Origin of the sequence: Leisingera sp. ANG-Vp, assembly GCF_000813725.1 — a bacterium.
In the GTDB taxonomy this organism is placed as follows: domain Bacteria; phylum Pseudomonadota; class Alphaproteobacteria; order Rhodobacterales; family Rhodobacteraceae; genus Leisingera.
The window spans coordinates 24551-38133 of the sequence record NZ_JWLD01000009.1; the positions used below are offsets into that span (position 1 = coordinate 24551).

Below are 13583 nucleotides of genomic sequence, written 5' to 3' on the forward strand. Positions count from 1 at the left end.
ATGGCAGAGACACTTCTGGAAGTTTGCGAGCTTGCGGTGCGCTTTGGCCCCGTTCAGGCGGTGAAATGGGCCTCGTTCTCGCTGCAGAGCGGCCAGACCCTGGGCATTGTCGGCGAGAGCGGCTCGGGCAAATCCACCCTTTTGTGGGCGCTGACCCGGCTGCTGCCGGATGCGGCCACGCTGAATTCAGGCGAAGTCTGGTTTGACGGCGAGGATCTGCTGCGCTTGCAGCCCGCCCGGATGCGGGCGCTGCGCGGCACCCGGATCTCTTATGTCTCGCAGGACCCGATGACCTCCTTGGCGCCGGGGCTGACCATCGGCCGGCAGATGACCGATCTTCTGTACCGCGAGCCCTGGTCCAAGCGAGAGAAATGGCAGCGTGCCATTGATGCTTTGGACTGGGTCAGCCTGCCGGACCCGGCGGCGCGGATGAACATGTATCCGCATGAGCTGTCCGGCGGCCAGCGCCAGCGGGTGTCCATCGCCATGGCGCTGATGCTGGGGCCGGATCTGGTGCTGGCGGATGAGCCCACCACGGCGCTGGACCCGACACTGGAAGTGGAAATCCTGGAGCTGCTGCAGCGCCTGCAGCGGGAAACCGGCTGCGCTATCATCTTTGTGACCCACCATCTGGGGGTAGTTGCCTCGCTCTGCGACGAAGTGCTGGTGATGAAGTCCGGCGAGATACGCGAGGCGGGACCGGTGCAGAACGTCTTCACCGAGCCGCAGGACGATTACACCAAGGCCCTGCTGCGCTGCGACCCGGCACAGATCGAAACCCCGACCCGGCGGTTGCCCACGATGAGCGAGGCGCTGGAGCGTCCTGTGCAAATCGTTCAGGGCCCATTGGAACGGATCGGGCCGGAGGACGCGCCGGTTCTGCGAGTCGAGGATCTGTCCGTCACTTTCACCCGCTCGGGCCTGCTGCCGCCGGTCTTGGGCGGCTGGCGCGAGGAGATCCCGGCGGTCCGCAACGTGAGTTTTGACATCCGCAGCGGCGAAACGCTGGCGCTGATCGGCGAGAGCGGTTCGGGCAAGACCACGGTGGCGCGCTCCATCATGGGGCTGGTGCGCCCTGACAGCGGCAGGATCAACTTGAATGGCAGCGAACTGACTGGAGCGGATGCCGCAGGCTGGAGCCGCGCGCGCGAGCAGGTTGCGATGATGTTTCAGGATCCGGCCGGATCGCTGTCGCCCCGGGCAACTATCGCTGAACAGGTGGTTGAGCCGCTGATCGTGCATGGCCGCCGCGGCGAGGCAACCCGAGCCCGCGCGATTGAGCTGCTGACCCAGGCCGGGCTTGGCGAAGCCTATGCAGACCGCTTTCCGCATGAGCTGTCCGGCGGGCAGGCACGCCGCGCGGGCGTGGCCCGGGCGCTGGCGCTCTCACCTTCGCTGGTGGTCGCGGATGAGCCCACCGCCGGGCTGGACGTTTCGGTCCAGGGCGAGGTGGTGAACCTGCTGAACGCACTGCAGGAGCAGATGGGCCTGTCGATCCTGCTGATCACCCACAACATGAGCGTCGTCCGCCACGCCGCCGACCGCATGATCGTCATGCTGAAGGGCGAGCTGGTGGAGACCGGCCCTACCGCCCGGCTCTTTGCCGGAGCGGGCCACGGCTACACCCGAAGCCTGATTGCGGCGTCGTATCACGCCCTTCCTGATCAACAACAGACACCTAACCAAGAGAGAAAACTCCATGCCGTTGAATGAAACCCTTGCCATGTCCGGTCTCGACCTGTGCTACCTGCCCGCAACCGAGCAGATCGCCCTGTTCAAGTCCGGCGAGCTGTCGCCAGTGGATGTGGTAAAAGCGCAATTTGCCCGCGCTGAGGCTGTCGAGCCGGTGATCAACGCCTTTACTGAGACCTTCTACGAGCAAGCCATGGATGCTGCCCGCGCTGCGGAGGAAGTCTATGTGAACCGTCCCGGCGATGCCCGGCCGCTGGAAGGGATCACGGTTGCGATCAAGGATGAGATGTCCGTGGAAGGGCAGCGCAATACCCAAGGCTCGCTGATCTACAAGGACTATGTCGCTGACGAAACCCACCCGGTGGCACAGCGGCTGCGCGATGCAGGCGCGATTTTCCATGCACGCTCGGCCACGCCTGAATTCTGCAGCGCCTGGACAACCGAAACCCGTCTGCACGGGGTGACCCGTAATCCCTGGAACCCGGACTACACCCCCTCGGGCTCCTCCGGCGGGGCGGGGGCCGCATTGGCGGCGGGCACCACTACCTTGGCCACCGGCTCGGACATCGGCGGCTCGATCCGCGGCCCGGCGGCGATGTGCGGAGTGGTTGGTTTCAAACCGCCTTACGGGAGGGTTCCGGATGCGGCGCCCTTCAACTTGGATCCATACTGCCACGTCGGCGCCATGGCCCGGACGGTTGCCGACTGCGCGCTGATGCAGAACGTGATTTCCGGCCACCACCCGCAGGACATCGCCACGGTCCGGCAGAAAATGACCATCCCAATGGAATACGGCAGTCTGCAGGGCAAGCGCATTGGCTACAGCCTGGATATCAGCAATGAAGTGGTGACGAAGGACGTTGCCGATCAGACTTTCAAGGTGCTGGACGCGCTGTCGGATGCCGGCGCCATTGTGGAGGAGGTGAAGCTCGGCTGGGGCCATGAGGTGCGGGAGGGGTGCAAGAATTACCTCAACCACCTGATGGGGGCTGCACTGGCGCGTGAAGTCGAGGCGCACCCGGATCAGGTCTGCGACTACACCAAATACTTTGCCGAATGCGCCGCCAAGACCACGGCGGAGGATTTCTTGGCAGCCTTTGACACAGCGGCGGACATCTACAGCCGGTTCGGACCGATGATGGAGAACAGCTATTACGCCTTCGTCTGCCCGGCCTTCGCCAGCTACGAGATGCTTGCCGAGCAAAAACCCTGGGACCGCATCACCATCGGAGACCGGGATTTCGACAGCGAGTACGACCTCAATACACTGGCCGTCTTCAACATGCTGTCGCGCCTGCCGACCTTGGCGGTTCCGGCCGGAATCGGCGCCAACGGGCGGCCGGTCGGCGTGCAGATCGTGGCCCGCGCCTTTGACGACCCGCGGGCCTTCCACGTGGCCTCGGTGCTGCAGCAGAGAATGCCCTGGCTGGATCAGGCGTCGCGGCGCCCGAACTTGTGACAATCCAACCAGTCAGTGAAGAAAGAGGTGCTGCCGAAGGCAGCGCCGTACACCAAACACCTAATTGCAGAAGGCGGATAACACACAGCCGCCTTCTATAGTCCGGATCGGCGGGTGTTTTGCCGGGCCAGCGAATTTCTGCAGCGATGCACCGGTTGAATGAGGGGGAAGGATTCTGTGCGGGTGCATTCAGCACCCGCAGCAATGGCGCGCAGCCTGCGTGCGGCTTCAGCCCAGAACGGCCTGGACTGCCCGCAGAGTGGCGGCAACCACCTGATCGGCCTCAGCACGGCTCAGGCAGAACGGCGGGGCAAAGCCCAGGATGTCGCCCTGCGGCATGGCGCGGGCAATGACCTTGTCCTGCTCCAGCAGCTTTGCAGAGATCTGCGGGCCGATCTTGTCCGCGGCATCAAAGAAGCTGCGGCTGTCCTTGTCCTTCACGAATTCCACCGCACACAGCATCCCCTCGCCGCGCACCTCGCCGACATTGGCGTGGCTGGACAAGGCTTCAGCCATTGTGGCATTCAGGTAGGCGCCGGTTTCGCCTGCGTTTTTCACCAGGTTCAGCTCGTCGATCAGCTTCAAGTTGGCAACACCGGCGGCGGCACCGATCGGGTGCGCAGAATAGGTCCAGCCGTGGCCGATCGGGCCATTCTCGTCGGTGCCCTGTTCAAGCACTTTCCAGACCTTGTCCGACACGATGGAGCCGCTGAGCGGCGCGTAAGCCGAGGTGAGGCCCTTGGCGATGGTGATGATATCCGCTTCGATCCCGTAGTGATCGGAGCCGAACATTGTGCCAAGACGGCCGAAACCGGTGACAACCTCGTCGGCAACCAGCAGAATGTCGTGCTTTTTCAGAACTGCCTGAATTGCCTCCCAGTAGCCTGCAGGCGGCGGCACGATGCCGCCGGTGCCCAAAACCGGCTCGCCGATGAAGGCGGCGATGGTGTCCGCACCCTCGCGTTCGATCAGCGCTTCCAGTTCGGCGGCACAGTGGGCGGCGAACTGCTCCTCGGTCTGGCTGAGGTCTTCCCGGCGGTAGTAATAGGGCGCCTCGGTGTGGATCACCTGCTCCACCGGCAGGTCGAACTTCTTGTGGAACAGCTCCAGCCCGGTCAGCGAACCGGTCACCAAACCCGAGCCGTGATAGCCGCGCCAGCGGGAGATGATCTTCTTCTTTTCCGGGCGCCCCAGAATGTTGTTGTAGTACCAGATCAGCTTGACGTTGGTTTCATTGGCGTCAGAGCCGCCGAGGCCGAAATAGACCTTGGACATGTTCTTCGGCGCCCGGTCCAGGATCATCTTGGCCAGCGTGATCGAAGCTTCGGTGCCATGGCCGACATAAGAATGGTAATAGGCCAGCTCCCGCGCCTGGTCGGCGATGGCTTCGGCGATCTCCTGGCGGCCATAGCCCGCGTTCACACAGTAAAGCCCGGCAAAGGCGTCCAGCAGCCTGTTCCCGTCGCGGTCCTCGATAAAGACACCGGAGGCGGTCTTGATCACCCGATTCGGGCTCTCCCCGCGGGCATGCTGGGCCAGATGGGTTGAGGGGTGGAAAAAGTTTTCCCGGTCCCACTGGTCGAGCTGGTCGTTCTTCAGCATTTGCTTTCCTTTCTCATCCGCGTGCGGGTTAGGCCCAGTCGCGGCAAACGTATTTAACCTCAGTGAATTCTTCCATGCCCAGCCGGGCGCCCTCGCGGCCCAGGCCGGATTGTTTGGTGCCGCCAAAGGGGATTGGCGCGCCCGTTACTTTGGTGCGGTTCACCGCCACCATGCCGTATTGCAGCGCCCGGCTCAGGCGGTAGATGCGGCGCGGGTCGTGGCTGTGGACATAGGCTACCAGCCCGTATTCGCTGTCATTGGCGCAGGCGATCACCTCTTCCTCGGTATCGAAAGGGGCAATGGGGGCCACCGGGCCAAAGGTCTCCTCGGACAGGATCAGCGCATCGGCTGGCACATCGGTCAGCACAGTCGCCTGATAGAACAGCGGCCCCAGCGGATGCCTGCCGCCGCCGCAGGCCAGTTTTGCGCCTTTGGCGAGCGCGTCGGCTACATGCTCTTCCTGCTTCTGCACTGCCTTTTCGTTCATCAGCGGGCCGAGGTCGCAGTCATCCAGCCCGGGGCCGATGGTCAACGCCTTGGCAGCTTGGGTGAACCTGGCACAGAACTCTGCATAGACGGGGCGTTCGACAAAGATCCGGTTGGCCCCCAGGCAGTCCTGACCGGAGGTAGCAAACTTTGCCTTGATGGCTTCCGCCACTGCCTTGTCCAGGTCGCAGCCCTTGAAGACGATCACCGGCGCGTGGCCGCCCAGTTCCATGACCAGCCGTTTCACCGTATCCGCTGACTGCCGGTACAAGAGCTTGCCTATGCCGGTGGAGCCGGTGAAAGAGAGCGCCCGGACCCGGGTGTCGCGGGTCCAGGGTCCGACAATGGTGGACGCCTTGCCGGTCACCACATTGAACACCCCGGCCGGGACGCCTGCACGCTCGGCCAGCTCCGCCAGCGCCAGTGCGCTGAAGGGCGTTTCGCCAGAGGGGTGCGCCACGACGGTGCAGCCCGCCGCCAGCGCCGCAGCGGCTTTGCGGGTCAGCATGGCCGAGGGGAAATTCCAAGGCGTGATCAGCGCCGCCACGCCCACCGGCTCGCGCCACAATTCAACCTCGGCATCCGGCAGATGGCTGGTGACGCCCTCGATATTGGGGCGCTTGGATTCTTCGGCGTAGAATTCCGCAAAGGCTGCGCCGTAATCGATCTCGCCGCGCGCCTCCGACAGGGGTTTGCCCTGCTCCAGCACCATGATGCGGGCCAGATCTTCCTTATGTTCCTGCTGCAGCTCGAACCAGCGGCGCAGGATGGCCGCGCGCTGCTGCGGCAGCAGCGCTGCCCAGTCCGCAAAGGCTGCCTGGGCAGCATCCACAGCAGCAGAGGATTCTTCTGCCGAGAGGCTGGCCACATGGCCGAGAACCGAACCATCCGCCGGATCAGCCACAGGAAAGCATTCACCGTTCGAGGCGGCTTTCCATTTTCCGTTTATATAGGAAAAAGAACGCACTAACGTCTTGTCGGCGATATCGTCACGGGCCGAGAGAGCAGTCTCTGTCATGATGTCCTCCTCATGTCTTGAAGAGGAATCTGCCTGTTTCGCAAAGAGGAAGTGACTGAAGTTGGCAGCACAGGCAGAGGATTCCTCTGCTGCAGGGGCGCCTTGCGTCAAGAGTCAGCTGTTGCCCAGCAGAATGTCCAGCGGCGGCACGCCCGCGCCTTTCACCGGTTTGGTGACCACATAGGTGAAATAGCGGCTGAGACCGATGCGGGCGTCCAGCATTTCGTCGATCAAGCGCTGGTAAGCGTCGATATCACGGGTGACGATCTGCAGCAGGTAATCAAATCCGCCGCCCAGGGCCCAGCAGGCGGTGACCTCGTCATAGCGCTGCATGGCGGCTTCAAAGGCCTGGAAACTGGCGGCGGTGTGATCGGCAAGCTCAGCCGCGACAAAGACGGTCACATGCGGCCCGAGCTTTCTAAGGTTGATGCGGGCGCCGTAGCCCTCGATCAGCCCGGCCTGTTCCAGCTTGCGCAGCCGGTCCCAGCAGGGGGTTGGCGACAGGCCGATCCTGTCGGCCAGCGCGGCCTTGGTGATGCGGCCCTCGGTTGAGAGCACGCGCAGAATTTCGAGGTCGCGCTGGTCCAGTTGCATGGGGCAGGTCAGTCTCCGGTAACACCGATGACGGCAGCACAATCGCCGGCCTGGATCAACCCCGGAAAGTGGCGGCTGATCAGCAGGCCGTCCCGGCCGGCGCGGTATTCGGCCGGCGCCTCGCCGGTGCGGTCAACCGGCCAGACGCGGGCGACCAGATCGCCCTTGGCCACTGGTTCGCCCAGGTCCTTCATGATCTCGAAAAGCCCCGCGCCCTGGCTGAAAATGAAACAGTCATCATCAGGCATGCTGAGCGAAACCGTGGGATCAATCTGCTTCTGCCCCTGCAGGATGCCAAAGTGGATCAGCACGTTGCGCAGACCCTTCTTGGCAATTGCATTGCTGCGGGCAGATGAGGAACCGCCGCCGCCAAGTTCGGTGGTGACCAGAACCTTGCCCATCTCTTCGACTGCGGTGTCATACATGCCTGCGCTGTCGATCTCCAAGAGCTGCACCGAGTACGGCGCATTGAACGCTTTCATGGCCGAGAAACAGGCTTCCTCGGTCGTTTTGTCGTCCAGGATATGCGCCGCGGCAAAAGGCACGAAGTCCAGCGTCTTGCCGCCTGAATGGAAGTCAACCGCCACATCCGCCAGCGGCAGCAATGTGCGCTGGAAGTAGTCGGCGATCTTCTCGGTCACAGTACCGTCCGGGCGGCCCGGAAACGACCGGTTCATATTGCCCCTGTCTATGGGCGAGGTGCGCGTGCCGGCCCGGAAGGCGGGATAGTTGAAAGCCGGCACAATGATCAGCCTGCCGGTCACATCCTCTGCTTTGGTGTTTGCTGCCAGTTCCTGCAGCGCAATCGGGCCTTCGTATTCATCGCCATGGTTGGCACCGGTCAGAAGGGCCGTCGGCCCCTCGCCGTTCCTGATCACCGTCAGCGGGATCATCACAGATCCCCAGGCCGAGTCATCCCGGCTGTAGGGCAGCTTTAGAAAGCCGTGGTGCACCCCGTCCTGATCCAGAGGAATGGTGGGTGAAATGGGATTTTCCTTCATGGATCAGTCCTTTACCAGCATCTTGCGCGGCACATCTGAGAGGCATTCCGGCCCGTCTGCGCCGATGCGGATGCTTTCTGTGATTTCAAAACCCCAGTCCTCCATCCAGAGGCCGGTCATGAAGTGGAAGGTCATATTTTCCTGCAGAACCGTAGTGTCTCCGGGGCGCAGGGACATGGTGCGCTCGCCCCAGTCCGGAGGATAGCTGACGCCGATCGGATACCCTGTGCGGTTGTCCTTTTCGATGCCGTATTTCTTCAGCACTTTGAAGAAGGCCTTGGCAATGTCCTCGCAGGTGTTGCCGGCTCTGGCCATTTCCAGCCCGGCCTCCATGCCTTCCAGAACGGCTTTCTCTGCATCCAGGAAGGTTTGGGTGGGTTTGCCGAGGAAGACAGTGCGCGACAGCGGGCAGTGGTAGCGGTGCACGACCCCGGCGATCTCAAAAAATGTGCCTTCGCCGGATCTCATCGGCTGATCGTCCCAGGTCAGATGCGGCGCAGCAGCATCCGGGCCGGAAGGGAGCAGCGGCACGATGGCCGGATAGTCGCCGCCAAAACCCAAGGCCTCATCATGGCGCAGGCCGGCATCATAGATATCAGCCACCAGATCGCATTTGCGCATCCCCGGCTCCACCTTGTCAAAGATCCGCTGGTGCATGCGTTCCACCAGCTTGCCCGCCTGGCGCATATAGGCAAGCTCGGCTTCGGATTTCACCGCACGCTGCCAGTTTACCAGGGCGTTGGCGTCGCCAAAGCGGGCATTCGGTAGGTGCTTTTGCAGAGAGGCGTAGGCCGCGGCCGTGAAATAGTAGTTGTCCATCTCGACGCCGATATTGCCGCCGTCCAGACCGCGGTCCTTCAGCTGGGCCGAGAGGTAATCCATCGGGTGCCGCTCGGTCGACTGCACGTAGTGATCCGGATAGCCGATGATACTGGCGGGATCCATGTAGCAGGTCCGCAGGGCACCATTGGCGTCCTGGCTGCGGCCGTACCAGATGGGCTCACCGGTGAGGCCCAGCACCACGCATTGGTGCACATAGAAGGACCAGCCATCATAGCCGGTCAGCCAGTTCATGTTGGAGGGGTCGGTGACGATCAGAAGATCAAGGCCCCGGCGGGACATCTCGGCCCGGGTCTTGTCCAGGCGCTCTTGGTATTCAGCGCGGGAGAAATACAGCTTGGGGTCTGCCATATGCGTGTTCCTGGTTGATCAGCTGGTGAAAGTGGCGCCTGCACCCGCCGCGTTGGCACGGGAGCAGGCAAGGGTTGCGATGGCGGTGTCCTGAACACCGGTGCCGGTCAAATCGGCAATGATCAGTTCACTGGCGGAGCTGCGCCCGGCAGCCTGGCCGGAGGTGATGCCGCCTAGTTCGGCAAAGCTCTGGTCCTCCGCGATCAGCCCAGCACCCAAGGCGCTGCGCAGCTCGCCTTTGACGGCGCATTGGGACTGGCTGTCAGGGACATACAGATCCGCCTTGGTCAAGCAGGCAGGCTCCAATTCGCATTTGTGCTCCTGATCCGATCCCATGGCGATGACCAGTTGTCCCGGCTGCAGCCACTCTGCCATGATCACAGGCTCTGCCGCCGGGGTTGTTGCTACAACGATATCCGCCGAGGAAACCGCTTGTTCAATACTGGTGCTGACATGGATCTCAATCCCGAGTTCCTCACGCAGGCCTGCCGCGGCGGCCTCTGCCTTGGCCGCATCCCTTGCCCAGATCGCCGCGCTTTTGACATCGCGTACAAGGGTCATGGCTTTGAGCTGCATTTTCGCCTGGACGCCGGCGCCGATGATGCAGACATGCGAGGCGTCCGCCCGCGCAAGGTGGCGCGCAGCCACCGCCCCTGCCGCAGCCGTGCGCACATCGGTCAGATAACCGTTGTCCAGGAGCAGCGCTTCAAGAAGGCCGGTCCTGCTGGAGAACACCACCATCAGCCCCGTGGTGCTGGGCAGGCCAATTTTGGGATTGTCAAAAAAACCTGGGCTCATCTTCATGGCAAAGCTGTCAAGCCCAGGCACATAGGCGGTTTTCACGCAAACCTCGCCATTTTGGTCAGACACCGGCAGCGTCATGATCGGCGGCATCACCACCTTGCCGCCGGCCAGGGTCGTGAAGCCCTGTTCGACGCAGTCCACCGCATCACTGTCCAGCGGCACCAGGCCGCGCAGCTCCGCTTCGGTCAGGATTTTGATGTCAGGCATCTGCGCCTCCCTTTGTCTCCGCTTCAGCATCCACGTCTTCGCCATCAATGATCCGTTTGTGCAGGTCCATGCCGATGTTCTGCCCGCTCACCAGCACCACGCAGCGCCCCGGGTTTTCGATCTTGCCCGCCAGCAGCGCAGCAATGCCGACGCTGCCAGAGCCTTCGATCACCTGGCGCTCCTCAGAATAGGCGTGGCGAATGGCGGCGGCGATTTCGGCTTCGGAAACCAGTACCACATCATCCACCAGGGCCTTGGTCATTTCGAAGGTGTAGGCATTGTCCAACCCGATGCCGCCACCCAGGGAATCGGCCAGCGTGGGCAGCTCCTCGACCTGAACAGGTCTGCCGGCCTTCAGGCACTCATGCATTGCGGCACCACGCTCCATTGAAATGCCGATGACGCGGATGGCCGGGTTTACGGCTTTCATCACCATCGCAACGCCAGAAATCAGCCCGCCGCCCGACAGGGGCACAAGAACTGTCTCCAGATCCGGCGCCTGCTCCAGCATCTCAAGCGCCACGGTGCTTTGGCCCGCGATGATATCAGGGTGATCAAACGGCGGCAGCAGGGTCATGCCATCCGCCACCAGCCGGTCGACCTCCACCTGGGCATCGTCCTGCGAGCGGCCTTTGATCCGCACCTCCGCACCGTGGGACCTGATGCCGTCGACCTTGTTCTGCGGTACCAGTTCGGACATGCAAATGACGCAGCGCACACCGGCCTGTGCCGCCGCATAGGCCAGCCCGCGCCCGTGGTTGCCGGTGGAAACACCGACAACACCCGCCGCGCGCTGTTCCTCTGTCAGCGACAGCACCGCGTTGGTGGCGCCGCGCAGCTTGAAACTGCCGGTGATCTGGGTGCTCTCCAGTTTCAGCGAGACTCGCCCGCCGACAAGCGCGCTCAGGGAAGGCGAGTCAACCAATGCCGTGCGGCGGATGCGCCCGGCGATGCGTGCGCGGGCCTTGAAGCTGTCCTGAAGGGTTAGTTTTGCTGTCATATCACTCGTCTTGCCTGATTAGAGTTCAAAAAGCCTGCCGTAACCCTGCACCGGATCACTGATCCCGGCCAAGCGCAGACAACGCCAGACCATTGCCTGGTTCGAGGTGACAACAGGTTTGCCCAGCCGGTCCTCAATCTGCTGCGCACAAGCCGCGGCGCGCAGCGCGGTACAGGACAGGAACAGGGCATCTGCCGCCGGGTCACAGGCCGCTATTCCGGCTTCGATGATGCTGTCTTCGGAGATCCGCGCCATCTGGCGGTCGTCTGTCAGACCGAAGCAAGCTGCGTTGACCACGTTCGGACCGTGGGCAGCAAAATACTGCGTCAGCTCATCCGTCACCGCTGGGCTGTAGGGGGTCAGGACCGAAACCCGCTTGGCACCCAGAGCCTCAAAGGCATCAAAGGCGGCAGAGCTTGGCGTGACGCACGGCGTGTCCGGCTTGGCGGCGTTCAGGTAACGGGTGACCGCATCATTTCCCAGCACGATGGACGCCGCAGTGCAGCCGTAGGCGATGACGTCGACGTCCTCATCCGGCAGGATTTGCGCGGCAGCTTCTGTCAGGCGCGGGCCGGTCTCCAGCAATGTTTCCCTGGTCGTCGGGTTTTCGAAGGCGATGCGGTTCACATAGACGCCCGCCTGGTCCGGGTCGCAGATGCGGGCGAAGTCGCGCTCAGAGGTATGGTCCGTGGCAAGTGCCACCAGCGCGATCCTCTTTTTCACCGGGCGGGCGTCCAGCCGCGCAGGAATGCGCGAGGGCGTGGAATGAATATCAAGAGCCATTTTTGCTTTCCTAAACAACAAGTACCGGGGGCTCCGCCAGGCTGGTCACCTTGTGGGACACGCTGCCCAGCAGCACCCCTTCCAGAGAGCCCAGCCCGCGGCTGCCGATTACGATCAGATCATGCCCGTGTTCCGTGGCAAAACCTGTGATGGAGCGGGCCACCGGGCCGCCTTTGACAAAGGCGCGGGGGGCGGAAACGCCTCGGGCCGCCGCCAGCGCCTTGCCATGTTCGGCAACCTGTTTGGCGTGGCTGCGCATAATGTCGTCCAGATTGTCTGGCTGACCCGCTTGCACCACATGCATAGAGGCCTCCAGCAGCGAATGGTGCCGGTAGACGGTCAGCAGCGTCAGCTCCGCCCCGCACAGCCCGGCCAGTTCTGCTGCCTTGGCCAGCGCGGCCTCGGCGCCTTGCGAGCCGTCGAAGGGGACCAGAATGGATTTGAACATCTTTGCCCTCTTATTTCGCAAAAGCCAGGTCGCGCAGGAACAGCGCAATTTGCGGGAAAAAGATCAGCGCCACCGACACCCCCAGCAGCATCAGGATAAAGGGAGGCGTGCCGCGCACCACCTCTGCGTAAGGACGTTTGAAGACTGCGATGGCGGTGAAAATATCGCAGCCGAAAGGCGGGGTGGCAGAGCCGATGGCGACCTGCAGCGTGATGATGGTGCCGACCAGTACCGGGTCCAGCCCCACTGATTTCACCACCGGCGCAAAAACCGGCACCAGCACCAGGATCACCACAATGGGGTCGACAAACATGCAGCCGATGAAGAAGGCGATGGAGATCACAAACAGCACGCCAATGGTGCCCATTTCGGCAATGCCGATGGCTCCCAGGATCTGCTGCGGCACCTGCGCGAAGGAGATCACCCAGGAAAACGCCGCGCCCGCGCCGACCAGAATGAACACGATGGCGGTGATCAGCCCGGTGGACTTGGCGGTTTCATAGACATCGGCCAGAGCCATTGACCGGAACACGCCAACCTCGAGGACCAGCGCGTATAGCACGCAGGCGGCTGCCGCCTCGGTCGGGCTGAAGACACCGCCGTAGATGCCGCCAATGATGATTACCGGAAATCCCATCGGCCACAGCGCCTGGCGCATTGTTTGCAAACGCTGGCCCCAGCTCGCTTTTGGTTCGGTGGGCACATTGTTGCGCACCGCATAGATGTAGGCATAGGCGGAAAACAGCAGCAGGATCAGCAGGCCGGGCCCGATGCCCGCGATGAACAGCTCGGCAATCGAGGTGCTGGAGACCACCCCGTAGATGATCATTCCGATAGAGGGCGGGATCAGAAAGGCAATGTCGCTGGCGTTCACAATCAATGCCAGCACAAAACTGTCCTTGTAGCCCGCTTGCAGCATCCGCGGCCGCAGAGGCGAGCCGATGGCCACCACAGTGGCCTGGGTCGAGCCGGAGACGGCGCCGAACATGGTGCAGGCGGCGGCGGTGGAGATTGCCAGCCCGCCGCGGATGTGGCCCATGTAAGCCATCACCACATTGATCAGCCGCCCGGCCGACTGGCCGCGGGTCATGATGTCTGCTGCAAAAATAAACATCGGCACTGCAATCAGCGAGGCAGGCCGGATTCCGGCCATCATCTGCTGCACCATGGTCTCGGTCCGGGCCAGATCACCGAACAGCATCAGGAAACCGACCAGAGCGCCGGCAATCAGCGGGATCATCATCGGAAAGCCCAGAAGCAGCAGAGCAATCATGGTCAGGAAAATCGTAGCAGCCATG

Annotated in this window: 12 protein-coding genes; 2 read left to right on the forward strand and 10 right to left on the reverse strand. The window is 62.7% G+C overall.

Features of this window, described 5'->3' with window-relative positions:
• The gene (locus RA20_RS04495) at positions 1-1713 is read left to right on the forward strand and encodes a dipeptide ABC transporter ATP-binding protein (RefSeq protein ID WP_039125074.1); all 1713 of its coding nucleotides are present in this window, start codon (positions 1-3) and stop codon (positions 1711-1713) included.
• Positions 1700-3151 (forward strand): amidase, encoded by a 1452-nt coding sequence (locus tag RA20_RS04500; protein ID WP_082017910.1) that lies wholly within the window; start codon positions 1700-1702, stop codon positions 3149-3151. The genes RA20_RS04495 and RA20_RS04500 overlap by 14 nt, the downstream gene beginning before the upstream one ends.
• A 228-nt stretch (positions 3152-3379) precedes the next feature.
• On the opposite strand, the gene RA20_RS04505 is transcribed toward RA20_RS04500, so the two are convergent.
• The 10 genes from RA20_RS04505 to RA20_RS04550 form a co-directional block, all read right to left on the reverse strand.
• Positions 3380-4753, reverse strand: coding sequence for an aspartate aminotransferase family protein (locus RA20_RS04505; protein WP_039125078.1), 1374 nt, complete (start codon positions 4751-4753; stop codon positions 3380-3382).
• 28 nt (positions 4754-4781) lie between these two features.
• Complete coding sequence (locus RA20_RS04510) at positions 4782-6257, reverse strand: NAD-dependent succinate-semialdehyde dehydrogenase (RefSeq protein WP_039125080.1); 1476 nt, start codon at positions 6255-6257, stop codon at positions 4782-4784.
• A gap of 114 nt (positions 6258-6371) precedes the next feature.
• Positions 6372-6851 (reverse strand): Lrp/AsnC family transcriptional regulator, encoded by a 480-nt coding sequence (locus RA20_RS04515; protein WP_039125081.1) that lies wholly within the window; start codon positions 6849-6851, stop codon positions 6372-6374.
• Positions 6852-6859: 8 nt separating this feature from the next.
• Entirely contained in the window at positions 6860-7852 is a 993-nt protein-coding gene (gene doeB, locus RA20_RS04520; protein WP_039125083.1) for a N(2)-acetyl-L-2,4-diaminobutanoate deacetylase DoeB, read from the reverse strand.
• A 3-nt stretch (positions 7853-7855) separates the two neighbouring features.
• Positions 7856-9043 (reverse strand): ectoine hydrolase DoeA, encoded by a 1188-nt coding sequence (gene doeA / locus RA20_RS04525; protein WP_039125085.1) that lies wholly within the window; start codon positions 9041-9043, stop codon positions 7856-7858.
• 18 nt (positions 9044-9061) lie between these two features.
• Positions 9062-10054: an ectoine utilization protein EutC gene (eutC, locus tag RA20_RS04530; protein WP_039125087.1), complete on the reverse strand. Its 993-nt coding sequence runs from the start codon at positions 10052-10054 to the stop codon at positions 9062-9064.
• Positions 10047-11054 (reverse strand): hydroxyectoine utilization dehydratase EutB, encoded by a 1008-nt coding sequence (gene eutB, locus RA20_RS04535; RefSeq protein ID WP_039125089.1) that lies wholly within the window; start codon positions 11052-11054, stop codon positions 10047-10049. The genes eutC and eutB overlap by 8 nt, the downstream gene beginning before the upstream one ends.
• An 18-nt stretch (positions 11055-11072) precedes the next feature.
• Complete coding sequence (gene eutA, locus RA20_RS04540) at positions 11073-11837, reverse strand: ectoine utilization protein EutA (protein WP_039125090.1); 765 nt, start codon at positions 11835-11837, stop codon at positions 11073-11075.
• 10 nt (positions 11838-11847) lie between these two features.
• Positions 11848-12285: a universal stress protein gene (locus tag RA20_RS04545; protein ID WP_039125092.1), complete on the reverse strand. Its 438-nt coding sequence runs from the start codon at positions 12283-12285 to the stop codon at positions 11848-11850.
• Positions 12286-12295: 10 nt separating this feature from the next.
• Complete coding sequence (locus tag RA20_RS04550; RefSeq protein ID WP_039125094.1) at positions 12296-13582, reverse strand: TRAP transporter large permease; 1287 nt, start codon at positions 13580-13582, stop codon at positions 12296-12298.
• Between the last annotated feature and the right edge of the window lies 1 nt (position 13583).

Bases quoted from the DNA above. Each gene is read 5' to 3' on its own strand.
- RA20_RS04505 (WP_039125078.1), bottom strand. From the start codon at position 4,753: ATGCTGAAGAACGACCAGCTCGACCAGTGGGACCGGGAAAACTTTTTC.
- doeA (WP_039125085.1), bottom strand. From the start codon at position 9,043: ATGGCAGACCCCAAGCTGTATTTCTCCCGCGCTGAATACCAAGAGCGC.
- RA20_RS04510 (WP_039125080.1), bottom strand. From the start codon at position 6,257: ATGACAGAGACTGCTCTCTCGGCCCGTGACGATATCGCCGACAAGACG.
- RA20_RS04545 (WP_039125092.1), bottom strand. From the start codon at position 12,285: ATGTTCAAATCCATTCTGGTCCCCTTCGACGGCTCGCAAGGCGCCGAG.
- RA20_RS04500 (WP_082017910.1), top strand. From the start codon at position 1,700: ATGCCGTTGAATGAAACCCTTGCCATGTCCGGTCTCGACCTGTGCTAC.
- doeB (WP_039125083.1), bottom strand. From the start codon at position 7,852: ATGAAGGAAAATCCCATTTCACCCACCATTCCTCTGGATCAGGACGGG.
- eutC (WP_039125087.1), bottom strand. From the start codon at position 10,054: ATGCCTGACATCAAAATCCTGACCGAAGCGGAGCTGCGCGGCCTGGTG.
- RA20_RS04515 (WP_039125081.1), bottom strand. From the start codon at position 6,851: ATGCAACTGGACCAGCGCGACCTCGAAATTCTGCGCGTGCTCTCAACC.
- RA20_RS04550 (WP_039125094.1), bottom strand. From the start codon at position 13,582: ATGGCTGCTACGATTTTCCTGACCATGATTGCTCTGCTGCTTCTGGGC.
- RA20_RS04495 (WP_039125074.1), top strand. From the start codon at position 1: ATGGCAGAGACACTTCTGGAAGTTTGCGAGCTTGCGGTGCGCTTTGGC.
- eutB (WP_039125089.1), bottom strand. From the start codon at position 11,054: ATGACAGCAAAACTAACCCTTCAGGACAGCTTCAAGGCCCGCGCACGC.
- eutA (WP_039125090.1), bottom strand. From the start codon at position 11,837: ATGGCTCTTGATATTCATTCCACGCCCTCGCGCATTCCTGCGCGGCTG.